The sequence below is a fragment of the Streptomyces sp. HUAS TT11 genome, from assembly GCF_051553595.1.
GTDB lineage: Bacteria > Actinomycetota > Actinomycetes > Streptomycetales > Streptomycetaceae > Streptomyces.
In genome coordinates, this window is record NZ_CP196184.1 from 4169385 (window position 1) to 4193969 (window position 24585).

Below are 24585 nucleotides of genomic sequence, written 5' to 3' on the forward strand. Positions count from 1 at the left end.
TCTCCTGCGTCAGCCGCCCTGCCGGGTGATCCACCCAGCGCCGCCGAGCGGGAAGTCGTAGCCCGGCCGTCCCGTGTCCCCGCTCGTCCGGAACGGCTTGCCGTGGTCGTCGATCCGGACGGTGCCGTGCCGTGCACCGCTGGACCACTCCAGTTCCAGATACCAGCGCACATCGTGCGCGGCGCTGCGGGCCAGGACGTGGAAGACCTCGGGATCGGACTCGCTCACCTTGAACGGGAAGTCGCGCCGGCCCTGCGCGGGCACCGCGGACGGACGGCCCGCGTCCAGGTCCACGCCGAACGCCTGCGTTCCCACACCGCCGCCGCAACCGACGGCCATGGAGTAGTCGTTCCAGGCCAGGGGCGCGTCCGACGAGACCACCCGGACCCTCAGGTCCTCCAGCACCACGGTCCGGCTGCCGGTGCCCTGGACCGTGAGGGAGACGTACTGCTCCCCGGACGACACCGCGCCGAGGGCGGACACCCAGCCCGGGGCGTCCTGTTCGGTGGGCGGTGGCGGCACCTGCTGCGCCGAACGGTCGATCAGATAGTGCTGGCTGCACTGGTCTTCCCAGGCGTACGGGCGGGTGTTGACCGTCAGCGGGACGGCCGGGGCCGCGTCTGCCCGGCCGGTCGCCGGGGGGCTCGAGTCCGGCGAGCCGGCAGCCGGTTCGGGGCTCCGGCCCGCGTCGGCCGCCGCGTTCGCTCGGTCGCCGGACCGCGACGGCGCGGGAGCCGTCGGGCCCGCGGTGCCGAGGCCGACCGCCGTGCCGCGCCCGCCCACGGTCGACGACGCGCCCGGCGGACTCGGGACGCCGCTCCCCGCGGTGCCGGAGAAGGGGTTCCACGCGAGCGTGGCGGCGCCCAGGACCGCGAGGGCACCGACCGGGACGAGCACCGCGGAGCGGATGCGCCGACGGGTGCCGGAACGCGCGCCCGTGACCGGCTCCTCGTGGACGACCCCTTGATCGTCCTGCGGCGCCGGCTCCATGGCGGCGCCGGACCCGGCTGCTCCGGCACCCCCGGCCCCCGGTTCCGCGTTGTTTCCCGCCGAGTCCTCGCCCGCCCGCTCCTGCCCCGGCCCGGCGTCCGCGCCCGGCTCGGCGGGGCGCGCGGCCTGTACGGCGGCCGTCCTGCCCTTCCTCTCCCGCACGGCGTCGGCCAGCACCCATCGGCGGTGCAACTCGACCAGTTCTTCGGGTGACGCCTTGCACAACCGGGCCAGCCGCTCCACGGGCGCGTAGTCGGTCGGCACGACATCCCCGTTGCAGTAGCGGTGCAGCGTCGACGTGCTCATGTGGAGCCGCTTGGCCAGCAGCCCGTAACTCAGTCCGGAACGCTCCTTCAACTCCCGCAGCGACTGCCCGAACGCGTCTGCCGCATCCACCCCCGACACCGTTCCTCCGCTTCCCACGTCCCGTCCCTGCATCCCAGAGACACCTCGTTCCCCCAGCTCAGAGCTACTGCGGGCGTTCCAGTGTCCCTGATGGTCAGCCGGTCGTAGCGGCTGGGACACATCGCCCCGCAGGCTTCAGGCCATCCAAGCACGCCGCTCCCGCCGACCGGCCCGGCGGCGTGCGTCATCCCGGAACCGCGAACGAGGTATCCAGCCATGCGCACCTTCCGCACCGCCCGCCCCCGCACCGCACTGCTCGCCACCACCACGGCCGCGCTCGCCGTTCTGGCCCTGACGGCGTGCCAGAGCGGCATGGGCACGCAGGACGAGGGCAAGGCGCCGTCGACGCCGACCGTGTCCTCCGCCGCGCACAGCCCCGCCGCACAGAACACCGGGTACTCGCAGGCCGGTTCGGGCTCCGGGTCGTCGACCGCGCAGGGGTCGGACGCGGCGTCCCACACGGGCACGGGGACCGGCACGGGCAAGGAGGCCGGCGCGGGTTCCGCGGGCGGCGGCTCCGGCTCCGGCAAGGGCAGCGGGACGACGAGCACGTCCCCTGTCCTGTGCAACGGCGCCAACACCCGTGTCACCGCCCAGGAGGTGTCCCGTCCTGTCGACCACATGCTGATCACCGCCACGAACACCGGCTCGCGGCCGTGCGCCCTGACGTACTACCCCTTCCTGCGGTTCGACGAGATGCAGTGGGCGCCCGGGGCGTTCGAGGAGAGCCGACCGCAGGCCGTCACCACACTCGCCCCCGGTGAGTCCGGCTACGCGGGTGTCCGTCTCTCCGCCGCCGACGGCAGCGGGGAGAACGGCACCACGGGGCACAAGCTGACCGTCCTCTTCCAGGGGCGCACCCCGCGCAGCGACGCCGGACCCACGGCCGAGGTGAAGCTGCCCGCCAAGGGCGTCCACTACGACAGCCGGCTGACCGCCACGTACTGGCAGACGACCGCGGCCGACGCCCTCACCTGGTGAGGTCCCCGGGTGGTGGGGAGGCGAACTCGCACCACACCACCTTGCCGAGTTCCCGCTCGCCGACACCCCACTTGTCGGCGAGCGCGGCGACCAGCAGCAGCCCGCGGCCGCCCTCGCCGGCCTCGTCGAGGACACGGGGGACGCCTGGCCCGCTGTCGTGCACCTCCACCCGCAGCAAGGCACCGTCGTACCGCAGGAAGAGACGGAAGTGACGGCCGGGCGGTACCCCGTGCAGCAGCGCGTTGGTCGCCAGTTCGCTCACACACAGCAGGATGTCGTCGCTGCGCCCGGCCTCGGCGAGGCTCCAGCCGGTCAGTGTCTCCTGGGCGAACCGCCGGGCGGCGGGAACGGATCGGCGTTCGCGCCGGAAGAACCGCTCGCGCAGGGGCGGGAGTTGGATCGTCTCGTTCACGGGACGAGTGTTGCGGAGGGTGACTACCTTTGATCACAGGGTGAGCCCGTACGGATTTTTTGTACGGGTTCGTTCGGGGTCGCGTACGGGCAGGCGTGGGGAGTTGGTCCAGCATGAACTCCAGGAAGCTTCCGCGGAAGAAGAACTTCTCGGCGATGAAGATGCTGGGTGTGCAGCTCGGCACGGCACGGCGGGCGGCGGGCCTGACCCAACGGGCCCTCGGGGAACGGCTGATGCTCGACGAGGAGACCATCGCGTCGATCGAGCAGGGCCGACGTCCGCTGAAGCCCGACCTGGCCGCGTCGCTGGACGAACTCCTGGGGACCAAAGGCATGTTGTCGGCCGGGGTGGCGAACCTTCCGGAGATTGACCAGTTCCCGATGTGGGCGGAGCTCTATGTGCAGCACGAGCGTGAGGCCATCTCATTGTCCTGGTACGACGCTCTGGTCGTCCCCGGCCTGCTCCAGACCGAGGCTTACGCCCGGGCGCTGCTGGCCGGTCGTGTCCCGCCTTACGAGGACGATGAGTTGGAGACAAAACTCGCCGCACGCATCGGCCGCCAGGAGCTCCTGCATCGCAAGGTGCCGCCGACGCTCAGCTTTGTCGTCTGGGAGCCCGCGCTGCGCACGCCCACGGGCGGGCGCGAGACGCATCACGAGCAGCTGCGGCACCTGGGCGAGCAATCCCGCCTACCCGGTCTGTCGCTCCAGGTCCTGCCGCTGGACCGTACGTCGCACGCCGGCGATGCAGGCTCGTTCACCCTGCTCGAGACAGCGGATCACCAGCACCTCGCCTACGCCGAATCTCAACGCGGCAGCCAATGGGTCTCCGATCCGAACGAGGTGTCCATCCTGGCGCGCAAGTATGCGATGCTGCGGACGCAGGCCCTCACCATCGAGGACTCAAGAAGCTTGCTGGGCCGTCTGCTAGGAGAACAATGAACACCGCACTTAAGTGGTTCAAGTCGACCTACAGCAGCAGCGAAGGCGGCCAGTGCCTCGAAGTCGCGTTCGCAGGCGATGAGTTCGGTCCCGCCCGCACGGTCCACGTCCGCGACTCCAAGAACCCCACCGGGCCCGTCTTCACCGCCTCTCCGGAGGCCTGGGCCGCGTTCACGGACTACGCGACCCGCTAGAGCCGTTGTCAGTGGCTGCCCCTACAGTCACCGGCATGGCGACACTTCCCAATCCGCTGCCCCGGTTGGCGGCCGATCCGAGCGGGCGCGCGCTCGGGCTTGAACTCCCGCCCGGGAGTCTGATCGACGCGACCGACGACGGGCCGTGGCACGAGCCGCTGCTGTGGCATGCCGGGCGCACCGCGTCCTCCGGCAACTGGGCGCGGCTGGGTTCGCCCGGGGCGCGGGCGGGCCTCCTCCCGGTGCTCGTCGACGTCGGCGGCACCCAGGGCGGGCCCGAGGAATGGGAGTTGATGCCGGGCGAGATGTCGTACCCCGGCGATCACGACGCCGAGGAGGTGCTGGCCGAGTTCTGGGGCGACGAGGACGCCGACGACGAACTCGTCGAGATGCTCGCTCCCTTCGGCCCGCAGTGGCCGGGACTCGCCGCCGCCCCCCGGCTGACGGCCGACCCCGACGCGCGCGCCGCCGAGGTCGCCGACTCCCTGCTGGAGGAGGGCTCCTGGTTCAAGGAGCCGCGCCTCGCCCTGGTCCCGGCCCGTCGTTCCGCCGACATACCCGCGGCCATCGGCTGGGGCGGGCCCCTGAACCACGAGAACGACACGGCCCGTCTGTGTGCCGTGCTCCGCTCCTGGGAGGACCGCTTCGGCATACGGGTCGTCGCGCTCACCTTCGACCAGCTCGTGCTGTCGGTCGCAGCGGCGCCGACCACCGCCGCCGAGGCGGAGGAGGTGGCCGCCGAACACTTCGCCTTCTGCCCGGACAACATCACCCAGGGGCACCGCAACACACTGCGGGAGTACGCCGAACACGACGTCCTGGGCCGGCGGATCTGGTCCTTCTGGTGGGACTGACCCGCTCGCCCTAGCGCAGTGCCCTCCCCAGGCGCCGCAGTCCCTCGGCGATCTCCTCCGGGGTGTGCGTGACGAAGCACAGCCGCATCGTCGACCGATCCGGTGCGCCCGCGTAGAAGGGCGCACCGGGGACGTACGCCACGTCCCGTTCGACCACGCGAGGCAGCAGGGCCGTCGTGTCGTACGCCTCGGGAAGACGGGCCCACAGGAACATGCCGCCCTCGGGACGGTTCCAGACCGATCCCTCCGGCAGCGCATCCGGAAGTCCGGCGAGCATGGCGTCCCGTCGCTCGCGGTAGGCGGCGGCCACCCGGACCACATGCCCGTCCAGATCACGGTCGCCCAGGTAGCGGGCCGCGGCCAACTGGTTGACGGTCGGCGTGTGCAGGTCGGCGGCCTGTTTCGCGACCGCGCACGCCCGCCGCAGGGCCGCCGGTGCCCGCAGCCAGCCGAGCCGCAGACCCGGCGCCATGACCTTGGAGAAGGAACCGAGCAGCACACTGCGGTCGCCCGCGTCCTCGTAGGAGGAGATCCAGGGCACGCGCTCGCCCTCGAAACGGAGTTCGCCGTACGGGTCGTCCTCGACGATCCACAACCCGTGCCGGGCGGCGACCCGCGCGACCGCGGCACGGCGGTCGGCCGGCAGGGTGCGGCCGGTGGGGTTCTGGAAGGTGGGGACCGTGTAGAGCAGCTTGGGGCGCTCCCCCACCACCAGTTCCTCCAGAGCGCCCGGATCGATCCCGTCCGCGTCGCCGGGCACGGGGACGATCCGGGCACCGGCGAAACCGAACACCTGAAGGGCCGCGAGATAGCAGGGGCTTTCGACGAGGACCGTGTCACCGGGGTCCAGCAGGGCCGTCGCGAGCAGGGACAGCGCCTGCTGCGAGCCGGTCGTGACGAGCAGGTCGTCGGCGGCCGTGGCCAGGCCGCGCACGGAGGTGCGGTCCGCGAGCGCGGCCCTGAGCCCGGGCTCGCCCTCCGTCGTGGAGTACTGCAGCGCCTGCCGCGCGGCCCCGGTGAGCACGGCGTGGAAGGCGGCGGCCACGCCCTCCGAGTCGAAGAGACCGGGAGCGGGCAGTCCACCCGCGAAGTTGACGACGTCGGGACGAGCGGTGACGGCGAGGATGTCCCGTACGGGAGAGCCGCCGACGGAGGCGACCCGGGCGGCGAACGCGGGCGGCGGCGAACTGGTGATCGCACTGTTGATGAAGGTCACGGCGGCGGCTCCTTGTGTGACACCGGCGCCCGCACGGCGAGGAACCCCCGTCGGCACACCGCTCGAACCCGTCTCGCTTCGCGCGCCCGGGGGCATGGCTGCCCCATGCAACAACCTCGTATCGTCATGCGGACGACCGTTCTTGGGCTCTAGCATGCGGCCCATGCTGCCCAGCGTGGACACGATCGACGAGTTGGAAGCGATGGTCTCGGACGAGTCGGTGCTGCGCCCGGCCGCACTCGACGTCTGCGACCGTCTCGGGCTCGTCGGGCTGCCGTTGCGGCGCTTCGACGACGGTTCGCTCCCCGTGTACGCGGTCGGCGGCGATCTGGTACTGAAGCTGTATCCACGGTTCGAGACGGCGGAAGCGATCAGGGAAGCGCGGGTGCTGGCCCACCTCTGGGGTCACCTTCCGCTGCCCACCCCGCGGTTGCACGCCACGGACGAGTACGCCAACGGCTGGCGGTTCGTACTGATGTCCCGGCTGCCCGGCCTGAGCCTCGCCGAGGCCTGGCCCCGTCTCACAGCGGCCGAACGGGACCGGATCGTCACGGAGTCGGCCGAGACGCTCGCCGCCCTGCACGCGATGAACCATGCGCCGCTGACGGACGTCCTGGGCCCTACGGACTGGGGTGCGTTCCTGGACCGGCAGCGCGCCCGGGCCACGGAGCACCACACGGTCAACGGCGTGAGAGAACCCTGGCTGAGCCTGATCCCCGAGTTCCTGGACTCGGTTCCGCTGCCCGCGTCGACCGACCTGGTCCTGCTCCACACCGAGTTCATGCCGGAGCACCTGACCATCGACATGCGCGACGGCCGCCGGCTGACCGGACTCTTCGACTTCGAGCCCGCGATGATCGGCGACCCCGCGTACGACTTCGTGAACGCGGGCCTGTTCGTCACGCGCGGCGACCCGCGCCAGTTCCGTCGCTTCTACGAGGCCTACGGGCGCTCACCGCACGACCCGTACCAACTGCTCGCGTACACGCTGCTGCACGTGTACAGCGACCTCCCCTTCTGTCTGCAGGAGCTTCCGTCCCCTTCCGAACCGCGCATCGACGCGCTCGCCGAGCTGTGGTTCGGCACGAAGGGATGACCGGCGCCGGGTGATCCGGTCCGGGTGCGGACTCCTCGCCCCGCCCGCGAAGGACGCCACACCGCGTGCCTCCCCGGTGCTCTCCCCCACGCGCGCCCCCGACGGCCCCCGCGACCGAGCCGAGGGCGGGTGGGGCTAGCGCAGTTGCCGTGCGACCTCGGTGGCCCAGTACGTGAGGATGGAACGCGCCCCGGCCCGCTTGATGCCGGTCAGGGTCTCGAGGATCGCGCGGTCGCGATCGACCCAGCCCTTCTCCGCGGCGGCCTCGATCATCGCGTACTCACCGGAGATCTGATAGGCGGCGACGGGCACGTCGACCGCGTCCGCCACCTTCGCCAGGATGTCGAGGTAGGGGCCGGCCGGCTTGACCATCACCATGTCGGCGCCCTCCTCCAGGTCGAGGGCGAGTTCCCGCAGGGACTCCCGCCAGTTCGCGGGGTCCTGCTGGTAGGTCTTGCGGTCGCCCCTCAGGGACGAGGCGACGGCCTCGCGGAACGGGCCGTAGAAGGCGGAGGAGTACTTGACGGTGTAGGCGAGGATCGCGACGTCCTCGCGCCCGATCTGGTCCAGCGCGTCCCGGACGACCCCGATCTGGCCGTCCATCATGCCGCTGGGTCCGACGACATGCGCACCGGCGTCGGCCTGCACCTGTGCCATCTCGGCGTACCGCTCGAGGGTGGCGTCGTTGTCGACCCGCCCCTGGGCGTCGAGCACACCGCAGTGGCCGTGGTCGGTGACCTCGTCCAGGCACAGGTCGGACATGACGAGGAGGTCGTCCCCGACCTCGGCACGCACATCGGCGATGGCGACCTGGAGGATCCCTTCCGGGTCGGTCCCCGGCGTGCCCACGGCGTCCTTCTTCGAGTCCTCAGGCACACCGAAGAGCATGATCCCGGAGATCCCCGCCTCCGCCGCCTCCACGGCCGCCTTCTTGAGGCTGTCCCGCGTGTGCTGCACGACGCCGGGCATCGTCGAGACCGGCACGGGCTCGGTGATGCCCTCCCGCACGAACGCCGGGAGGATGAAGTCGGCCGGGTGCAGCCGGGTCTCGGCGACCATGCGGCGCATGACGGGGGTGGTGCGCATACGGCGGGGACGCGTACCGGGGAAGGATCCGTACTTCGTCATGCCGTCTACGCTACGCCCGGCCGGGGCGAGCCTTTGCCGACGCTATGTCGGGCTATGGGCCCCCGCCCGACGCCGACACACCTCAGGGGTGCTCCGCGAACCGGAGCACCCCTGAGGCGCAAGAACCGACCGGCCGGATCAGGTGGTCGACCTGCGCCGCCGCGCCCCCGGGCGCCGCTCGCTGGGACGCGTCACCGGGTCCCCGGCCTCCAGGGCGGCCGCACGCCGCTTCAGGCCGAAGTCCGCCAGCGCCTGGGCCAGCTTGTGGACGGACGGCTCCGGAGCCATGACGTCCACCCGCAGCCCGTGCTCCTCCGCCGTCTTCGCCGTGGCGGGACCGATACAGGCGATGACCGTCACATTGTGGGGCTTGCCCGCGATACCGACCAGGTTCCGGACCGTGGAGGACGACGTGAACAGGACCGCGTCGAAGCCACCGCCCTTGATCGCCTCCCGGGTCTCGGCCGGCGGGGGCGAGGCGCGGACCGTGCGGTACGCGGTGACGTCGTCCACCTCCCAGCCGAGCTCGATCAGACCGGCCACCAGCGTCTCCGTGGCGATGTCGGCACGCGGCAGGAACACCCGGTCGATCGGGTCGAACACCGGGTCGTAGGGCGGCCAGTCCTCCAGCAGGCCGGCGGCGGACTGCTCCCCGCTCGGCACCAGGTCCGGCTTCACGCCGAAGGCCACCAGCGCGTTCGCCGTCTGCTCGCCGACCGCGGCCACCTTGATGCCCGCGAAGGCGCGCGCGTCGAGCCCGTACTCCTCGAACTTCTCCCGGACGGCCTTCACCGCGTTGACCGACGTGAACGCGATCCACTCGTACCGGCCCGTCACCAGGCCCTTGACCGCCCGCTCCATCTGCTGGGGCGTGCGCGGGGGCTCGACCGCGATCGTCGGCACCTCGTGCGGCACAGCGCCGTACGACCGCAGTTGGTCGGAGAGCGTCACCGCCTGCTCCTTCGTACGCGGGACGAGGACCTTCCAGCCGAACAGCGGCTTGGACTCGAACCACGACAACTGGTCGCGCTGGGCGGCGGCGGAACGCTCACCGACCACGGCTATCACCGGACGGCCGCCCTCGGGAGACGGCAGCACCTTCGCCTGCTTCAGCGTCTGCGCGATGGAGCCGAGCGTCGCGGTCCAGGTGCGCTGCCGGGTGGTCGTACCGGCGACGGTCACGGTCAGCGGCGTGTCCGGCTTGCGGCCCGCGGCCACCAGCTCGCCGGCGGCGGCCGCCACCGAGTCCAGGGTCGTGGAGACCACGACAGTGCCGTCGGAGGCACCGACCTCGGTCCAGCAGCGGTCCGAGGCGGTCCTGGCGTCCACGAACCGTACGTCCGTGCCCTGTGCGTCCCGCAGCGGCACACCCGCGTACGCAGGCACACCCACGGCGGTGGCGATACCCGGCACGACCTCGAACGGAACGCCGCCCGCGGCGCACGCCAGCATCTCGCCGGTCGCGTAGACGTCCAGGCCGGGGTCCCCCGTCACCGCACGGACGACCCGCCTGCCGCCCCTCGCGGCCTCCATGACAAGATGTGCGGCATCCCTCGACGCAGGGACACCAGCGGCTGTCGACTCAGCGTCAACGACCGCTAGTTGAGGCGTGCTCGTGCCCGGATGCGTACCCCTGGCGGGGTCCGGGCCCGTGGTGACGACGGCGACGCCCGATCTGGCATGCGCGCGCACAACGGCGAGCACGTCCTGCTCGCCGACGATGACGTCCGCGTTCGCCAGCGCCTCGACGGCGCGCAGTGTGAGAAGTCCCGGATCTCCGGGTCCGGCACCGAGGAAGGTGACGTATCCGGGTTCAGGGCCGGCGGGAAGGGTGGTGGGGCTCAATGTGCTCGCTCCCCCATCAGACCGGCCGCGCCCTGGGCAAGCATCTCGGCAGCGAGTTCGCGACCGAGCGTCATCGCCTGGTCGTGCGTCTCGGGCACGGGACCGGTGGTGGACAGCTGCACCAGCGACCGGCCGTCGGGGGTCCCGACGACGCCGCGCAGGCGCATTTCCTTGACAATCTGCCCGTCGGCCAGCAGGTCGGCCAGTGCGCCCACCGGGGCGCTGCAGCCGGCCTCCAGGGCGGCGAGCAGGGACCGCTCGGCGGTCACGGCGACCCGGGTGAAGGGGTCGTCGAGCCGGGCGAGCGTGGCGATCAGGGCCGCGTTGTCGGCGGCACATTCGATCGCCAGTGCCCCCTGGCCGGGGGCGGGCAGAACCGTGTCGACCGACAGGAAGTCGGTCGCCTCGTCTATCCGGCCGATGCGGGTCAGTCCGGCGGCGGCGAGGACCACGGCGTCCAGCTCGCCGTCACGGACGTATCCGATCCGGGTGTCGACATTGCCGCGGATCGGCACGGTCTCGATGTCGAGGCCGTGGCTGCGCGCGTAGGCGTTCAGCTGCGCCATGCGGCGCGGCGAACCGGTGCCGATGCGCGCACCGCGGGGCAGGTCGGTGAACTTCAGGGCGTCACGCGCGACCATCACGTCGCGCGGGTCCTCCCGCACGGGGACGGCCGCCAGCACCAGCTCCTCGGGGTGCGCGGTCGGCAGGTCCTTGAGCGAGTGCACCGCGAAGTCCACCTCGCCCCTGTGCAGCGCGTCGCGCAGCGCCGTCACGAACACACCCGTGCCGCCGATCTGGGCGAGGTGCTCGCGGGAGGTGTCGCCGTACGTCGTGATCTCCACGAGCTCCACGGGCCGTCCGGTCATGCGGCTCACGGCGTCCGCTACCTGCCCGGACTGGGCCATGGCCAGCTTGCTGCGCCTGGTCCCGAGCCTCAATGGCTCGCGTGGCTCACTCATGCTCGCCCTCGGTTCTTGGCGTTCTCGGTGTTCTCGGTGTCCGCGGCCCGGGAGACGGAGGCGACCGTCTCGGGGTCGAGGTCGAAGAGGGTGCGCAGCGCGTCCGCGTACCCGGCGCCGCCGGGCTCGGCGGCCAGCTGCTTGACCCGTACGGTCGGCGCGTGCAGGAGCTTGTCCACCACGCGCCGCACGGTCTGGGTGATCTCGGCCCGGTGCTTGTCGTCGAGCTCCGGGAGCCGCCCTTCCAGGCGCGCGATCTCGTTCGCCACCACGTCGGCGGCCATCGTGCGGAGCGCGACGACGGTCGGCGTGATGTGCGCCGCGCGCTGGGCGGCGTCGAACGCGGTGACCTCGTCGGAGACGATCCGCCGCACCTGATCGACGTCGGCGGCCATGGGCGCGTCGGCGGAGGCCTCGGCGAGCGACTCGATGTCGACCAGGCGCATCCCGGGCAGGCGGTGCACGGCCGCGTCGACGTCCCGCGGCATCGCGAGGTCGAGGATCGACAGCACGGGTGCCGGCCGGGGGGCCGGCAGGACGGGCTCGGGACGCCGGCGCTCGGGGATCCGGCCGGCCGTCGCCGCGGTGGCGGCGAGTGCGGTGATGAGTTCGGCCTCGGCCTCGGGGTCGACTCCGCCGGCCGGACGGCCGCTGCGCTCCTTGTCGCCCTTGTCGACCCAGGCCGCGTGCTGCTCGAGCTCGGCGGCGCCCATCCCGGCGACGGCCGCCTCGCCCAGCACGGAGAACCCGGCGGTGCCCTGCACGGCCGACAGGTCGAGCGGGCAGCCGTCCTCGGCGCCGAGGCTCGTGGGAGGAAGTTCGTCGCCCGCCCCGGCCGAATCCGCCGGTGCCTCGGCGGCACCGACCGACCCGGCGCCCGCGAGGGGAGCCGGGATCACGGGTGCGAGGGGGGCGGAAGAGCCGTCCACGCGCCCCTCCAGCGCCTTTGCGACCGCCTGGGCCGTGAGGACCAGCCCGGTCGCGCCCGTGCAGGAGACCACGACGTCGGCACGTGTCAGCTCGTCCGGCACCGTGTCCATCGGTACCGCACGTGCCGGCACGTCCGTGCCGTCGTCCTCCGTCAGGATCTGCGCGAGTCGCCGGGCACGCTCGAGCGTCCGGTTGGCGATGACGACCTCGCTCACCCCGGCGCGGGCGAGGGTCGCGGCGGCCAGGGAGGACATCGAGCCGGCGCCGATCACGAGGGCGCGCTTGCCCGACGCCCAGGTCTCCACCGGCCTACCGTCAGCCAACTGCTCGAGGCCGAAGGTCACCAGCGACTGGCCCGCCCGGTCGATGCCCGTCTCGGAGTGGGCGCGCTTCCCGACCCGCAGCGACTGCTGGAACAGGTCGTTCAGCAGCCGTCCGGCCGTGTGCTGCTCCTGCGAGACGGCCAGGGAGTCCTTGATCTGGCCGAGGATCTGGCCCTCGCCGACGACCATCGAGTCCAGACCGCAGGCCACCGAGAACAGATGGTGGACGGCCCGGTCCTCGTAGTGCACGTAGAGGTGCGGGGTGAGCTCGTCGAGGCCGACCCCGCTGTGCTGGGCGAGCAGGGTGGACAGCTCGGCGACACCGGCGTGGAACTTGTCCACGTCGGCGTACAGCTCGATGCGGTTGCAGGTGGCGAGTACCGCGGCCTCGGCGGCCGGCTCGGCGGCGACCGTGTCCTGGAGCAGCTTGGACTGGGCGTCCGCGCTCAGCGCGGCCCGCTCCAGGACGCTGACGGGAGCGCTCCGGTGGCTCAGCCCTACGACGAGGAGACTCATGCCGGCATCACGGCGGGGACGTCCCCGTCGGGTCCCTGGTCGGCGGAGTCGGTGGCCGCCGCGGCGGTCGGCAGGCCGTCGGGCAGGGCCTCCTCGCCCGCCTTGCGCTGCTCGTGGAAGGCGAGGATCTGCAGCTCGATGGAGAGGTCCACCTTGCGCACGTCGACACCGTCCGGGACGGACAGCACAGTCGGCGCGAAGTTCAGGATGGAGGTCACACCCGCCGCCACGAGCCGGTCGCAGACCTGCTGGGCGGCGCCCGCGGGGGTGGCGATGACACCGATGGACACGCCGTTGTCCTCGATGATCTTTTCCAGGTCGTCCGTGTGCTGCACGGGAATGCCGGCGACGGGCTTTCCGGCCATCGCCGGGTCGGCGTCGATGAGCGCCGCGACCCGGAAACCGCGCGAGGCGAACCCGCCGTAGTTGGCCAGCGCCGCGCCGAGGTTACCGATACCGACGATCACAACCGGCCAGTCCTGGGTCAGGCCCAGCTCACGGGAGATCTGGTACACGAGATACTCGACGTCGTAGCCCACGCCCCGGGTCCCGTAGGAGCCGAGGTAGGAGAAGTCCTTGCGCAGCTTCGCGGAGTTGACGCCCGCGGCGGCGGCCAGCTCCTCGGAGGAGACCGTGGGTACCGAGCGCTCCGACAGTGCGGTCAGGGCTCGGAGGTACAGCGGAAGCCTGGCGACGGTGGCCTCGGGAATCCCTCGGCTGCGGGTCGCCGGTCGGTGAGTTCGGCCAGTTGCCACGGTGCTCCTGCGGGTAGCGCGGGGCTGCAGGCGGTCATGCGTCCCCGGACCGCCCCGTCGAATGCAGGCTATGTCTTTGTGAACGCGTGCACAAAGATGGTGTCCGATTTGCCCGGCCAACGTGACCGGGGTCACGCACACCCGGCGCATGGGTACGGAACCGGCACACAGACCCCGCCGTTCCTTGCGATCTGGGGGCAAAACCGCACACTCTCCTCAACGATCCACGCCCCCGAGACCATTCGCCATCGATCCTAAGCGACTTTCCGGATCAGTTGGACTACTCAGTCAGGTCACGCGGGCGCCGGGTCCTAGGCCAGGGCCTTGCGCAGGCGCTCCTCGTTCACACGCCAGAACGTGTGCTGCTCGCCGTCGACCAGTACGACGGGGATCTGCTCCCAGTACCGGCGATTGAGCTCCTCGTCCTCGGTGATGTCCTTCCGCTCCCAGGACACGCCGAGCTCTCCGCAGACCTTCTCGACGACGATCTGTGCGTCGTCGCACAGATGGCAGCCGGGCTTGCGGATGAGGGTCACGATCCGGTCGCGGGGGTCCTGGCCGGTGCTGCGTCGAAAGATGGGACTCATGTCGGCCATTCTCGCCCCGCAGGGCGGGAGGCGGAGCCCCAGCGCCATAACCCGGCACCCCGGGCCGCCGGCCCGCCGCCACGCCGACGGCAGCACTTCTTTAACGACACGGTCGCGGAGAGTTCACAGCCTCCAAACCTCTCGACTCCGGAACCACCGAACAGACTGGCTATGCTCACGACATGGCCGCTCTCGGATGGCTCACTCCCCGTAGGCGCTCCGCCACGGCGCGGAGCGTTTTGGCAGGCGAGGCCTCGGCGGAGGCCGCGCGCAAGTCCTCGCAGGACACCGCGCCGCAGGACGTCTCCGACCAGGAGCCGGACTTTCCGGTGCTCGGGGACGACAAGGCCGCGGCGTTCTTCGACCTGGACAACACCGTGATGCAGGGCGCCGCCCTGTTCCACTTCGGCCGGGGCCTGTACAAGCGGAAGTTCTTCGAGACGCGCGACCTGGCCAAGTTCGCCTGGCAGCAGGCGTGGTTCCGGCTGGCCGGGGTGGAGGACCCCGAGCACATGCAGGACGCCCGCGACTCGGCGCTCTCGATCGTCAAGGGCCACCGCGTCTCCGAGCTGATGTCGATCGGCGAGGAGATCTACGACGAGTACATGGCGGAGCGGATCTGGCCGGGGACCCGGGCGCTGGCACAGGCGCACCTGGACGCGGGCCAGAGGGTGTGGCTGGTCACCGCCGCACCCGTGGAGATCGCCACGGTCATCGCGCGCCGCCTGGGCCTGACCGGGGCGCTCGGCACGGTGGCGGAGTCGGTCGAGGGCGTGTACACGGGCAAGCTGGTGGGCGAGCCGCTGCACGGACCGGCGAAGGCGGAGGCGGTACGCGCGCTGGCGACGGCGGAGGGCCTGGACCTCTCACGCTGCGCGGCGTACAGCGACTCCCACAACGACATCCCGATGCTCTCGCTGGTGGGCCACCCCTACGCGATCAACCCGGACACGAAGCTGCGCAAACACGCCCGCGCCCAGGACTGGCGCCTGCGCGACTACCGCACCGCCCGCAAGGCGGCGAAGGTCGGCCTTCCCGCGGCGGCCGGCGTGGGCGCGGTGGCGGGCGGCACGGCGGCGGCCATCGCACTGCACCGCCGCCGCCGCTGAACGACGCACCCCGCGGAACCGCACCGCACCGCCGCGCAGGCACCGGACAGGTGCGCGCCGGGCGACCACTCCACCCCCGGCACGGGACACGTGTGCACCGGGCGACCACGCCTCCGACTGCACCGAACGAGTGTGCAGCGGGGGACCACTCCTCCTGCGGGGGCGGATCGGGCGGGCGCCCACGACAGCGACCCGTACACCCTTCCCCGCCGGCCCGGGCGGGCAGCGGTGCCGACGGTGCCGGGCGCCTCGGCGCGCCCATGTGACTGTGCGTGACGGCGGACCGGTCGGACGGACCGGCGCGATCCCGTCCGTACCTGGCGGCAGTTGTCCACTCACGCGCCTCGCCCGGGCCGCGGGCACAGTTCCGGGGTCATACCCCCGCACCCTCCCCACCACACCGCCTTCGCTCATCCGGCCACAACACGCCCCGCACCGAGACGGAAGACGGACTCATCCGATCAACAAGTGGTCACTCTGCGGCACTTGAGTGGGCGTCAATCGGTTACAGAAGCGACGTAATCGATTGTTTGAGCAACTGGGTGTAGCGCCGCCTGTACTAAGCGTTATTCTCCTCAGACGCAATCCGGCACCTCTCCGTCGCTACGACGGGTGAACGGTTCCGTACTGCACGTGATGGAAGCTCTGCCTCTGGGAGTCTCGTGTACCCACACGTCGGGGTTGACGCCTCGGGCCTGGCTACGCTGCGCGCAACGGTCCTCGACCTGTTGCGCGGCTTCGTCCCCACCGCGTACGCCGCGCCCGCTTTCGCCACCGCCGCACCGATCGGCCCGTGCTACGCACTGGCCGACGGCAGCGCTGCGGTCGGTGGCCGACGGGGCCGCTCCGGCTCGGCCGCCACCACCACACGCCGCCCCGCTGCGGACAGTGACAGCGCCCGCATGATGGACCTCGTGGAGCGCGCCCAGGCCGGCGAGGCCGATGCGTTCGGGCGCCTGTACGACCAGTACAGCGACACCGTGTACCGGTACATCTACTACCGGGTGGGCGGCAGGGCGACCGCCGAGGACCTCACCAGCGAGACCTTCCTGCGCGCCCTGCGCCGGATCGGCACCTTCACCTGGCAGGGCCGCGACTTCGGCGCCTGGCTCGTCACGATCGCGCGCAACCTCGTCGCCGACCACTTCAAGTCGAGCCGCTTCCGGCTCGAAGTCACCACCGGGGAGATGCTCGACGCCAACGAGGTCGAGCGGTCCCCCGAGGACTCCGTCCTCGAGTCCCTCTCGAACGCCGCGCTGCTCGACGCCGTGCGCCGGCTCAACCCCCAGCAGCAGGAGTGCGTGACGCTCCGCTTCCTCCAGGGCCTCTCCGTCGCCGAGACCGCCCGGGTGATGGGGAAGAACGAGGGCGCGATCAAGACCCTCCAGTACCGGGCCGTCCGCACCCTGGCCCGGCTGCTGCCCGAAGACGCCCGCTGAACCCGCACGCTCCGCACACGCTCGGCAACGCTCAACTCACCCTGCGTACACGGCCTTTGAGTTCGCGGTCCGATCATCCGCCGTCCGTAACCCAAGTGCCGAGCCGCTCGTTGTGCGGGATACAGGCTCCCTGTAGTCACCCCTGACCGTCCCCCGGCCACCCGATCGTGTGGATGTGGTCAGTGCGTGCAACCCTCAGGATCCCCTGGGGAGTCGACCGTCATGATGAGAGGAGGTGCCGCCAGTGATCGCGAACGTATCGGCGCACCGGCGGGCGAACGCCTTCGCCCAGGCCTTGGAGGACCAGTCCGACGACCGGGGCACGGCGGCAGAGCCGCCCGGAGGTTCGGCTCCGGCCCCGGCTGCTGCGGAACGGACCGAGCAGGCCTGCCTGTTGGCCCTCGCGACCCGACTCGACGAGCTGCCGAGGCCGGAGCTCGACCCCGAGGTGAAGGTCGTCCAGCGCGCGCGGTTGGTCGCCGCGATGGAGGCCATGCTTCAGGAGGGCACGGCCCTGGGGGGCGAAGCGGCGGACCCTTCGGTGCCCGGCCAGAAGGGCAGCGTGGCGACGGGGCCGCGGTCCCACCGGGCTCGCGGCGCCCACCGGGCAAGCCCGTTGGGGAAGTTCCGCCCGCGCACACGGCTCACCAAGGGCCTCGCCGCCGGCGGGCTGGGTGTCGGAGTGGCCGCCGCGTCCTTCGGCGGAGTGGCCGCTGCCAGTTCCGACGCGCTGCCGGGTGACTCGCTCTACGGCCTCAAACGCGGCATCGAGGACGTCAAACTCGGCATGGCCGAAGGGGACAACAACCGCGGACGGCTCTATCTCGACCAGGCCTCCACCCGGTTGAACGAGGCCCGTCGGCTGATGGAGCGCGGCCGTACCGGGCAGCTCGACCACGAGTCCGTGGGCGAGATCCGGCGCACCCTGTCCGGCATGCAGCACGACGCCTCCGAAGGTCACCGTCTGCTGCACGAGGCGTACGAGCGGGACGGTTCCCTCGCCCCGATCCAGACCCTCTCCACCTTCTCCCAGTCGCACCGCGAGGCGTGGGGCGCTCTGCGCGACCGGCTTCCGGTCCAACTCGGCGACGTCAGTCAGCAGGTGACGTCGGTCTTCGACGCCATAGACCAGGAGGTCGCCCCGCTGCAGTCACTGCTGCCGCAGGCGCCGTCCCAGGGCGGCTCCGGCCGGCCCCGCAGCTCCGCTCCGGGCGCCACCGACTCCGCCGGCACGGACGCACCCGCGCCCAGCGCCACCGGCGGCTCCGCCTCCGGCAGCCGCAGTGGCGACACGCCCGAGCCGTCCGCCTCCCAGAGCGGCAGTGACGGCCTGCTCGGCGGCAACACGGGCGGTCTGCTGGACCCGCCGAAGGACACCGGCAGCAGCTCCCCGTCGTCGAGCAAGAGCCCCTCGTCGGGGACGAACGTGACGCTGCCGCCGCTGCTCCCCGGTCTTCTGCCCGGCCTGGGGATCGACAGCGAGGAGAACAGGTAGGGCCCGTAGCGACACACACGACGGGGCGCCCCTGATAACAGGGGCGCCCCGTCGTCGTATCCGGCACACCGGCAGGATCAGAAGAACACCGAGCGGCGCTGCACGAGCAGCTTGTACAGCGTGTGCTGGATCTGCTCCCTGACCTGGTCCGTCAGGTTGAACATGAGCATCGGGTCCTCGGCGGCCTCCGGCGGATAGCCGTCCGTGAGGATCGGCTCGCCGAACTGGATCGTCCACTTCGTCGGCAGCGGGATCGCACCCAGCGGACCCAGCCACGGGAAGGTCGGAGTGATCGGGAAATACGGGAAGCCCAGCAGCCGGGCCAGGGTCTTCGCGTTCCCGATCATCGGGTAGATCTCCTCGGCCCCGACGATCGAGCACGGGATGATCGGGGTGCCTGCGCGCAGGGCGGTGGAGACGAAACCACCGCGGCCGAAGCGCTGCAGCTTGTAGCGCTCGCTGAACGGCTTGCCGATGCCTTTGAAGCCCTCCGGCATCACACCGACCAGCTCCCCGCGCTCGAGCAGGCGCTCGGCGTCCTCCGCGCACGCGAGGGTGTGCCCCGCCTTGCGGGCCAGTTCGTTGATCACCGGGAGGACAAAGACCAAGTCGGCCGCGAGAAGCCTGAGATGGCGGCCCGCCGGGTGGTTGTCGTGCACGGCGACCTGCATCATCAGGCCGTCCAGCGGAAGCGTGCCGGAGTGATTGGCGACGATCAGCGCCCCGCCCTTGGCGGGGATGTTCTCGACGCCCTTCACCTCGACGCGGAAGTACTTCTCGTACACCGGCCGCAGCAGCGACATCAGGACCTGGTCGGTGAGCTCCTCGTCGTAGCCGAAGTCGTCGACCTCGTACTCGCCCGTGAGACGGCGGCGCAGGAAGGCCAGCCCCCCGGCGATACGTCGCTCCAGCCCGCCCTCCCTGGGGGCGGCCTGCGGCTTTTCCTCAGGCGTCACAGGAACATCATCCTGCGGAATCTCCCTGCCGGGCAGAGGCTGCACCTCGCGGACCGACGCGGGTTCGCCCTTGCGCCGGTTCCCCGCGCTCCGGCGGCGCTGCGGCCGCTGCGCGGCAGCCCCGCGGGACCGGTCGTCGTCGAACGGAATGACCTTGGCGTCCGCCATTGTTGATGCGCTCCTCAGTTGGCGCTCTGCGTCGGGAGGTGGCCACCGCCCAGGACGGGCAGTGCGGCGATCCGGTCCATGGCCCCCGCGAGGGCCTGCGGCGGCAGCAGTCCGGGGCCACGGCTGTGGACGAAGTCCGCGAACGTCTCCGCAGTGGTGTACTTGGGCTCGTACCCCAGTGTCCCGCGCATCTGCTCCGTCTCCACCACCCGCCCGTGGGTGAGCAGCCGGATCTGTTCGGGGGAGAAGTCCGTCATGCCCAGGGTGCGCATCGCCGAGCCGACCCAGGTGACCGCCGGCAGCAGCAGGGGGACCGTCGGCCGTCCGAGGCGCCGGGCGCACTGCGACAGCAGCAGCACCCCCTCGCCGGCCACGTTGAACGTGCCGCTGTTGAGCGTGCCGCGCTGCGGCTCGTGCGAACCGATACGCAGCACCTCGATCACGTCGTCCTCGTGCACGAACTGCAACCGCGGGTCGTAACCGAGGACGGTGGGCAGCACAGGCAGCGAGAAGTACGAGGCGAGCGGCGAGTCGGCCATCGGGCCGAGGATGTTGGCGAAGCGCAGGACGCAGACCGCCACATCGGGCCGGCGCCGCGCGAAGCCGCGCACATACCCCTCGACCTCGACGGTGTCCTTGGCGAAGCCCCCGCTGGGCAGGGACTTGGGCGGGGTCGTCTCGGTGAAGACGGCCGGATCGCGGGGTGCGGACCCGTACACGTTCGTGCTGGACTTCACGACCAGCCGCTTGACCGTCGGGGACTTCTGGCAGGCGCCGAGCAACTGCATCGTGCCGATGACGTTGGTCTCCTTGACCGTGGTCCGGCTGCCGCTGCCCAGCGGGGTGCCGGTCACGTCCATGTGGACGACCGTGTCGACGGAGTGCTCCGCGAGCACCCGGGCGATGGTGGGCTGGCGGATGTCGGCCCGGATGAATTCGGCGGCGCCCAAATGGTGCTCGGGCGGGACCGCGTCCACCGCGATGACGCGGTCGACCTCCGGGTCACGCTGGATCCGTCGTACGAACCGGCCGCCGAGTCGGCGGGCCACCCCGGTCACGAGCACGACCTTGCCCAAGATCAGCGCCTCTCTTCCCTCGCGTCCAGTCGTGGACGTCGCTCTGCCCGTCAGCCTGCCGCTTTCCCCGTATGCGGCCAACTTAGCGGTTCGATGTTGCGCTGTGATGGCCACCCGATGCACGAAGTGACGACACCTGCGAACGTACAACCGGGACCGAGCCATGTGATCCACGGACATACGCACAGCCGGACCCGGCCACCGGATGGCATGCCGGGACTCCAGCGGCGCGTCGCCCGAAGACGACAAGAGCCCCCCACCGATGGTGGGGGGCCAAGGCGCAGACGTATGCGCGGAGCAAGGGCGCCCCTTTCGGGGCCGCGCCTTACTTCTTGTTGCGACGCTGAACGCGCGTCCGCTTGAGCAGCTTGCGGTGCTTCTTCTTGGCCATCCGCTTGCGCCGCTTCTTGATAACAGAGCCCACGACTACCCTCGCTCACTTCTCATCACTCGGTGCTGGGCGCCATGGGCCCATACGACCTACGAGGGGCTAGCCTACCCGCCCGAGCGCTGAGGTCGTAATCGAGGTGACCCGGGAGGCCCCAGGGGACCTCGCCGGGCCGCCGTCAGGCCGTCTCCACCCCCACGTAGCTCTCGCGGAGGTACTCGTGAACCGCTTGCTCCGGCACCCGGAAGGACCTCCCCACCCGGATCGCCGGCAGGTGACCGCTGTGCACCAGCCGGTACACGGTCATCTTCGACACTCGCATCACCGAGGCGACTTCCGCCACGGTCAGGAACTGAACCTCGTTCAGAGGCCTCTCGCCAGCTGCAGCCATGACACACCTGAACCTTCCGCACTCGACGGCCACCGGCTTCCCCTTCCGGTGACTCTTCGTCGCTGCGTGCTCACTCCCCAATGTAGGTGCGTGTGGTGCGAGTGGGGAAGAGGGGATGGCATCGGCGGCCTACTGTGACAGACACGCTCGATTGAGTACATAGCGAGTAAGCGGTCGGTAGTAATCAGACCGCACAGCGTCATCAAGTGGAACGACGACGGACACACGCCCCTCTGCCTCCCCGACGAAGAGCGCAGGATCGTCCGTATCCGCCAGACCGATGGCCTCGAACCCCAGCTGACCTGCCCCGCAGACCCAGCCGTGGTCTCCGATCACCAACTCCGGCAACGGCCCGCCGGACTCCGCGGCCGCGGCGAGGGCGGTGCGAACCGGCAGCGGCGAGTGCGAGTGCGCGCCGGGCTCACAACCGGCGCCTTCGGCCCCCGGTTTCCGTACGAGGGCGACTCCCCGTACGTAATCAAGGTTGTACGTGCGTAGACCGAACCGGGTCGTTATGTCGACACGGCGACCCTGCGCAGGGGTGAGGACAGTACATCCCGCCGCCGACAGCGCGTCCGCGATCGCGGCGTAGAAGTCGAGCAGTCGGTGCGGATGACCGGTGCCGAGAAGGACCGTGCCCCTGTGCCGCGCCGCCTCTTTGATCCGCTGGGCGAAGGCGTCCAGACCCTCCAGCGTGCGTTCCGGGTCGATCACATCATGCCCGGAGGTGCACCGGGGATCGGCCGAGACACCGCACTTGTCCGCCATCAGTTCGACCAGATCCCGTTGCCCCCACGACCATTCGGGATCGAGTCCGATCAGTAAACGGGGATCGCGGGCCGCGAAGAGCCGGTAACTGCGCAGGCTCTCCTCACGCGACGTGGCCACGGGGCCGGCGAGCCGGGCGGCCAGCAGATGTGCACGCAGTGCTCCGGTGCTCAACACGTCAGCGATGCTGGCCCATCACCGCCCCTCGCGCGTACAGAACGGGGGAAACACCCCACAGTCGGCGTAATCGTGCGACCCTTCCCCTCGCCTGCGCTCCGCGCCCCGTGGGAGAGGCCAACCGCTAGGCGAGCAGCCCCCGCAACGGGAACGCCGCCTTGCGCGCCGCGATCACCGCCTGGTCGAGACGGTCGGCGGGGTCGTATCCCGACGCCCAGTCCGCGTAGGCCACCGGCCACCGGCCGTCCGTCATCCGCCCCGGCGCCAACTGGCGGGTGCGGGCGAAGACTTCCTGCCGCCAGCTGTCGGGGATCACGGTCTCCGGCTCGATCGGCCGCCCGGCCGCGATGGCCACCAGATGCGTCCACGACCGCGGCACGACGTCCACCACCGCGTATCCGCCGCCGCCCAGCGCGATCCAGCGTCCGTCCGCGTACTCGTGTGCCAGGTCGTGGCATGCGACCTGCACGGCACGCTGCGCGTCCAGCGACACGGCGAGGTGGGCGAGCGGGTCCTCGAAGTGGGTGTCCGCGCCGTGCTGGGTCACCAGCACCTGCGGCCGGAAGTCCGCGACCAGTTCGGGCACGACGGCGTGGAAGGCCCGCACCCACCCGGCGTCTCCCGTCCCGGCGGGCAGCGCCAGATTCACCGCACTGCCCTCCGCGGTCGGGGAACCGGTCTCCTCGGGCCACCCGGTCTGCGGGAAAAGGGTCCGCGGATGCTCGTGCAGCGAGATGGTCAGAACCCGCGGATCGTCCCAGAACGCCGCCTGCACCCCGTCCCCGTGGTGCACGTCCACGTCCACATAGGCGATCCGCTCGGCTCCCAGTTCGAGCAGCCGGGCGATGGCGAGCGAGGCGTCGTTGTAGATGCAGAACCCGGAGGCACCGCCCGGCATCGCGTGGTGCAGGCCGCCCGCGAAGTTCACCGCGTGCAGCGCGTCCCCCCGCCACACGGACTCGGCGGCCCCGACCGACTGACCCGCGATCAGTGCGGACACCTCGTGCATCCCGGCGAATGCGGGATCGTCCAGGGTGCCGAGACCGTAGGCGCCGTCGGCCGACGCCGGGTCCGCCGACGCCGCCTTGACGGCGTCCACGTAGTCCTCGCGGTGCACGAGTCGCAGCGTCGAGTCGCCGGCGGGCTTCGCCGCGACCACCTCGATGTCCCTGTCCAGCCCGAAGGCGTCGACGAGTTTCCTGGTCAGCGCGAGTCTGACCGGATCCATCGGATGCTCGGGTCCGAAGTCATAGCCCGTTACCGCCTCGTCCCACATCAGCTGTGCTCGGCCGCTCATGCCCGTCACCGTATCGGTCCGGACCCGTCCCGAACGAGCGGGCGTACACCAGCGTCACCAGGACCAACACCATCGGCACGAGCATGGCGCCCCGATAGCTCCACGCATCCCCGAGCGCGCCCACAAGGGGCGAACCGACAAGGAAGCCCACATAGTTGAAGATGTTCAGGCGTGCGATCGCCGTGTCCGAAGCCCCGGGGAACAGCCGGCCGGCGGCCGCGAACGTCTGCGGCACGAGGACGCACAGTCCAAGACCCAGCAGGGTGAATCCCAGCATCCCGACCCACGCCCCGGGTGCCCCCGCCACCACGGCGAACCCGGCCGCCGCCACCAGCGCACCCAGCCGGACCACCGCCACGGCGCCGAACCGGCGCACCCCGAAGTCCCCGATGGACCGCCCGAGCAGCGTGGTCACCATGTAGACGTTGTACGGAACCGTCGCCAGCTGCTCCGAGCTGCCCAGCGTGTCCTGCAGGTACTTGGCGCTCCAGTTGGAGACGGTCGAGTCGCCGATGTACGCGAAGGTCATCACCAGGCACAGCGGAAGCAGCAGCCGGAAGACCACCGGGCCGGCCTCGGCCTCCGGAACGTCCCCATCGGGACCGTCCCCGTCGACGTACCACCGGCTGACCAGGAACGTCGCGGGCAGCAGCACAGCCACCACCGGCAGATACGACACCCACAAGGCCAGATGCCAGTGCGCGCCCGCCCAGGCGAGCGAGGCGCCGATGATCCCGCCGAGGCTGTAGGCGGCGTGGAAGCCGAGCATGATGCTGCGCCCGTACGTCCGTTGAAGGCTCACCCCGAGCATGTTCATCGAGGCGTCCAGGGCACCCACGGCCAGTCCGAAGGCGGCCAGCGAGACGGCCAGTTCGGCCACATGGCCCCCGGACCCCACGCCCAGCAGAGCGAGCAGCACCACGGGCTGCGACCAGCGCAGCAGCCGGCTCGGCCGTATGCGCTTGACGAGCTGCTCGGTCGTGACACTGCCGACACCCGCGAGGATCGGCACCGCGGCGAGGAAGACGGGAAGCAGGGCGTCGGAGACCCCGTACCGGTCCTGGATGGCAGGGATCCGCGTCACCAGCAGGGCGAAGGTCGCGCCCTGCGCGAAGAAACTGAACGCCAGCGAGGCCCTACCGCGCCGCAGCACATCGGTCATGGCGGCGAGCGTAGGGCCCCGGTT

Annotated in this window: 24 protein-coding genes; 8 read left to right on the forward strand and 16 right to left on the reverse strand. The window is 71.1% G+C overall.

All coding sequences use genetic code 11. The annotated features are described in order from the left end of the window. Positions 1-9: 9 nt before the first annotated feature. Entirely contained in the window at positions 10-1386 is a 1377-nt protein-coding gene (locus tag ACSHXN_RS18645) for a transcriptional regulator (RefSeq protein ID WP_356114683.1), read from the reverse strand. A gap of 225 nt (positions 1387-1611) precedes the next feature. On the opposite strand from ACSHXN_RS18645, the gene ACSHXN_RS18650 reads away from it, so the two are divergent. Beyond that, positions 1612-2376 (forward strand): DUF4232 domain-containing protein, encoded by a 765-nt coding sequence (locus tag ACSHXN_RS18650; RefSeq protein ID WP_438303387.1) that lies wholly within the window; start codon positions 1612-1614, stop codon positions 2374-2376. On the opposite strand, the gene ACSHXN_RS18655 is transcribed toward ACSHXN_RS18650, so the two are convergent. Beyond that, positions 2366-2788, reverse strand: coding sequence for an ATP-binding protein (locus tag ACSHXN_RS18655; RefSeq protein WP_355140639.1), 423 nt, complete (start codon positions 2786-2788; stop codon positions 2366-2368). The two genes, ACSHXN_RS18650 and ACSHXN_RS18655, sit on opposite strands and share 11 nt — an antisense overlap. A gap of 113 nt (positions 2789-2901) precedes the next feature. On the opposite strand from ACSHXN_RS18655, the gene ACSHXN_RS18660 reads away from it, so the two are divergent. The 3 genes from ACSHXN_RS18660 to ACSHXN_RS18670 are packed head-to-tail and all read left to right on the forward strand — an operon-like array spanning position 2902 to position 4777. Then, a complete protein-coding gene (locus ACSHXN_RS18660; protein WP_356114684.1) occupies positions 2902-3729 on the forward strand; it encodes a helix-turn-helix domain-containing protein in 828 nt (275 codons plus the stop codon). Next, a complete protein-coding gene (locus tag ACSHXN_RS18665) occupies positions 3726-3923 on the forward strand; it encodes a DUF397 domain-containing protein (RefSeq protein ID WP_356114685.1) in 198 nt (65 codons plus the stop codon). Before ACSHXN_RS18660 ends, ACSHXN_RS18665 begins: the two co-directional genes overlap by 4 nt. Positions 3924-3958: 35 nt before the next feature. Continuing rightward, the gene (locus tag ACSHXN_RS18670; protein WP_355804504.1) at positions 3959-4777 is read left to right on the forward strand and encodes a DUF4253 domain-containing protein; all 819 of its coding nucleotides are present in this window, start codon (positions 3959-3961) and stop codon (positions 4775-4777) included. 10 nt (positions 4778-4787) lie between these two features. Here the strand turns inward: ACSHXN_RS18670 and ACSHXN_RS18675 are convergent, their stop codons facing one another. Then, a complete protein-coding gene (locus tag ACSHXN_RS18675; protein WP_355140643.1) occupies positions 4788-5993 on the reverse strand; it encodes a PLP-dependent aminotransferase family protein in 1206 nt (401 codons plus the stop codon). Positions 5994-6156: 163 nt separating this feature from the next. Here ACSHXN_RS18675 and ACSHXN_RS18680 point away from each other — a divergent pair, with 163 nt between their 5' ends. Beyond that, positions 6157-7089 carry an aminoglycoside phosphotransferase family protein gene (locus ACSHXN_RS18680; protein ID WP_355140644.1) on the forward strand — a complete coding sequence of 311 codons (933 nt, stop codon included), beginning with the start codon at positions 6157-6159 and terminating at the stop codon, positions 7087-7089. A 135-nt stretch (positions 7090-7224) separates the two neighbouring features. Here the strand turns inward: ACSHXN_RS18680 and hemB are convergent, their stop codons facing one another. The 6 genes from hemB to ACSHXN_RS18710 form a co-directional block, all read right to left on the reverse strand. Further along, the gene (hemB, locus tag ACSHXN_RS18685; protein ID WP_355140645.1) at positions 7225-8217 is read right to left on the reverse strand and encodes a porphobilinogen synthase; all 993 of its coding nucleotides are present in this window, start codon (positions 8215-8217) and stop codon (positions 7225-7227) included. Positions 8218-8355: 138 nt separating this feature from the next. Continuing rightward, positions 8356-10062, reverse strand: a complete 1707-nt coding sequence (locus ACSHXN_RS18690) for a uroporphyrinogen-III synthase (RefSeq protein ID WP_438303388.1) — start codon at positions 10060-10062, stop codon at positions 8356-8358. Next, positions 10059-11024: a hydroxymethylbilane synthase gene (gene hemC, locus ACSHXN_RS18695; protein WP_438303389.1), complete on the reverse strand. Its 966-nt coding sequence runs from the start codon at positions 11022-11024 to the stop codon at positions 10059-10061. Before hemC ends, ACSHXN_RS18690 begins: the two co-directional genes overlap by 4 nt. Beyond that, positions 11021-12793 carry a glutamyl-tRNA reductase gene (locus ACSHXN_RS18700; protein WP_356296206.1) on the reverse strand — a complete coding sequence of 591 codons (1773 nt, stop codon included), beginning with the start codon at positions 12791-12793 and terminating at the stop codon, positions 11021-11023. Before ACSHXN_RS18700 ends, hemC begins: the two co-directional genes overlap by 4 nt. After that, positions 12790-13548, reverse strand: a complete 759-nt coding sequence (locus tag ACSHXN_RS18705; RefSeq protein ID WP_331265841.1) for a redox-sensing transcriptional repressor Rex — start codon at positions 13546-13548, stop codon at positions 12790-12792. The genes ACSHXN_RS18700 and ACSHXN_RS18705 overlap by 4 nt, the downstream gene beginning before the upstream one ends. Positions 13549-13859: 311 nt before the next feature. Then, positions 13860-14135, reverse strand: coding sequence for a glutaredoxin family protein (locus ACSHXN_RS18710; RefSeq protein ID WP_355140649.1), 276 nt, complete (start codon positions 14133-14135; stop codon positions 13860-13862). 182 nt (positions 14136-14317) lie between these two features. Between ACSHXN_RS18710 and ACSHXN_RS18715 the strand changes: the two genes are divergently transcribed. The 3 genes from ACSHXN_RS18715 (at position 14318) to ACSHXN_RS18725 (ending at position 18178) form a co-directional block, all read left to right on the forward strand. After that, positions 14318-15244: an HAD family hydrolase gene (locus ACSHXN_RS18715; protein ID WP_355140650.1), complete on the forward strand. Its 927-nt coding sequence runs from the start codon at positions 14318-14320 to the stop codon at positions 15242-15244. A 662-nt stretch (positions 15245-15906) separates the two neighbouring features. After that, complete coding sequence (locus ACSHXN_RS18720) at positions 15907-16683, forward strand: ECF subfamily RNA polymerase sigma factor, BldN family (protein ID WP_355140651.1); 777 nt, start codon at positions 15907-15909, stop codon at positions 16681-16683. Between the two features lie 244 nt (positions 16684-16927). Beyond that, positions 16928-18178 (forward strand): DUF5667 domain-containing protein, encoded by a 1251-nt coding sequence (locus tag ACSHXN_RS18725; protein WP_355140652.1) that lies wholly within the window; start codon positions 16928-16930, stop codon positions 18176-18178. A 77-nt stretch (positions 18179-18255) separates the two neighbouring features. Here the strand turns inward: ACSHXN_RS18725 and ACSHXN_RS18730 are convergent, their stop codons facing one another. The 7 genes from ACSHXN_RS18730 to ACSHXN_RS18760 form a co-directional block, all read right to left on the reverse strand. Then, complete coding sequence (locus tag ACSHXN_RS18730) at positions 18256-19302, reverse strand: lysophospholipid acyltransferase family protein (RefSeq protein WP_355140653.1); 1047 nt, start codon at positions 19300-19302, stop codon at positions 18256-18258. 14 nt (positions 19303-19316) lie between these two features. After that, entirely contained in the window at positions 19317-20378 is a 1062-nt protein-coding gene (locus ACSHXN_RS18735) for an NAD-dependent epimerase/dehydratase family protein (protein ID WP_355140654.1), read from the reverse strand. A gap of 325 nt (positions 20379-20703) precedes the next feature. Continuing rightward, positions 20704-20802 (reverse strand): 30S ribosomal protein bS22, encoded by a 99-nt coding sequence (locus ACSHXN_RS18740; protein ID WP_003948845.1) that lies wholly within the window; start codon positions 20800-20802, stop codon positions 20704-20706. 142 nt (positions 20803-20944) lie between these two features. After that, positions 20945-21157, reverse strand: coding sequence for a helix-turn-helix domain-containing protein (locus tag ACSHXN_RS18745; RefSeq protein WP_004984898.1), 213 nt, complete (start codon positions 21155-21157; stop codon positions 20945-20947). A 129-nt stretch (positions 21158-21286) separates the two neighbouring features. Beyond that, a complete protein-coding gene (locus ACSHXN_RS18750) occupies positions 21287-22102 on the reverse strand; it encodes a phosphatase (protein WP_438303390.1) in 816 nt (271 codons plus the stop codon). A gap of 124 nt (positions 22103-22226) precedes the next feature. After that, the gene (locus tag ACSHXN_RS18755; protein ID WP_355140656.1) at positions 22227-23399 is read right to left on the reverse strand and encodes an acetoin utilization protein AcuC; all 1173 of its coding nucleotides are present in this window, start codon (positions 23397-23399) and stop codon (positions 22227-22229) included. After that, entirely contained in the window at positions 23350-24561 is a 1212-nt protein-coding gene (locus ACSHXN_RS18760; RefSeq protein ID WP_356296200.1) for an MFS transporter, read from the reverse strand. The genes ACSHXN_RS18755 and ACSHXN_RS18760 overlap by 50 nt, the downstream gene beginning before the upstream one ends. Positions 24562-24585: the final 24 nt, after the last annotated feature.

What these genes read in the sequence shown, in the direction of transcription:
- ACSHXN_RS18710 (WP_355140649.1), bottom strand. Translation starts at nt 14,135, where the DNA reads ATGAGTCCCATCTTTCGACGCAGCACCGGCCAGGACCCCCGCGACCGG.
- ACSHXN_RS18715 (WP_355140650.1), top strand. Translation starts at nt 14,318, where the DNA reads ATGGCCGCTCTCGGATGGCTCACTCCCCGTAGGCGCTCCGCCACGGCG.
- hemC (WP_438303389.1), bottom strand. Translation starts at nt 11,024, where the DNA reads ATGAGTGAGCCACGCGAGCCATTGAGGCTCGGGACCAGGCGCAGCAAG.
- ACSHXN_RS18745 (WP_004984898.1), bottom strand. Translation starts at nt 21,157, where the DNA reads ATGGCTGCAGCTGGCGAGAGGCCTCTGAACGAGGTTCAGTTCCTGACC.
- hemB (WP_355140645.1), bottom strand. Translation starts at nt 8,217, where the DNA reads ATGACGAAGTACGGATCCTTCCCCGGTACGCGTCCCCGCCGTATGCGC.
- ACSHXN_RS18670 (WP_355804504.1), top strand. Translation starts at nt 3,959, where the DNA reads ATGGCGACACTTCCCAATCCGCTGCCCCGGTTGGCGGCCGATCCGAGC.
- ACSHXN_RS18650 (WP_438303387.1), top strand. Translation starts at nt 1,612, where the DNA reads ATGCGCACCTTCCGCACCGCCCGCCCCCGCACCGCACTGCTCGCCACC.
- ACSHXN_RS18730 (WP_355140653.1), bottom strand. Translation starts at nt 19,302, where the DNA reads ATGGCGGACGCCAAGGTCATTCCGTTCGACGACGACCGGTCCCGCGGG.
- ACSHXN_RS18680 (WP_355140644.1), top strand. Translation starts at nt 6,157, where the DNA reads ATGCTGCCCAGCGTGGACACGATCGACGAGTTGGAAGCGATGGTCTCG.
- ACSHXN_RS18760 (WP_356296200.1), bottom strand. Translation starts at nt 24,561, where the DNA reads ATGACCGATGTGCTGCGGCGCGGTAGGGCCTCGCTGGCGTTCAGTTTC.
- ACSHXN_RS18665 (WP_356114685.1), top strand. Translation starts at nt 3,726, where the DNA reads ATGAACACCGCACTTAAGTGGTTCAAGTCGACCTACAGCAGCAGCGAA.
- ACSHXN_RS18755 (WP_355140656.1), bottom strand. Translation starts at nt 23,399, where the DNA reads ATGAGCGGCCGAGCACAGCTGATGTGGGACGAGGCGGTAACGGGCTAT.
- ACSHXN_RS18660 (WP_356114684.1), top strand. Translation starts at nt 2,902, where the DNA reads ATGAACTCCAGGAAGCTTCCGCGGAAGAAGAACTTCTCGGCGATGAAG.
- ACSHXN_RS18700 (WP_356296206.1), bottom strand. Translation starts at nt 12,793, where the DNA reads ATGAGTCTCCTCGTCGTAGGGCTGAGCCACCGGAGCGCTCCCGTCAGC.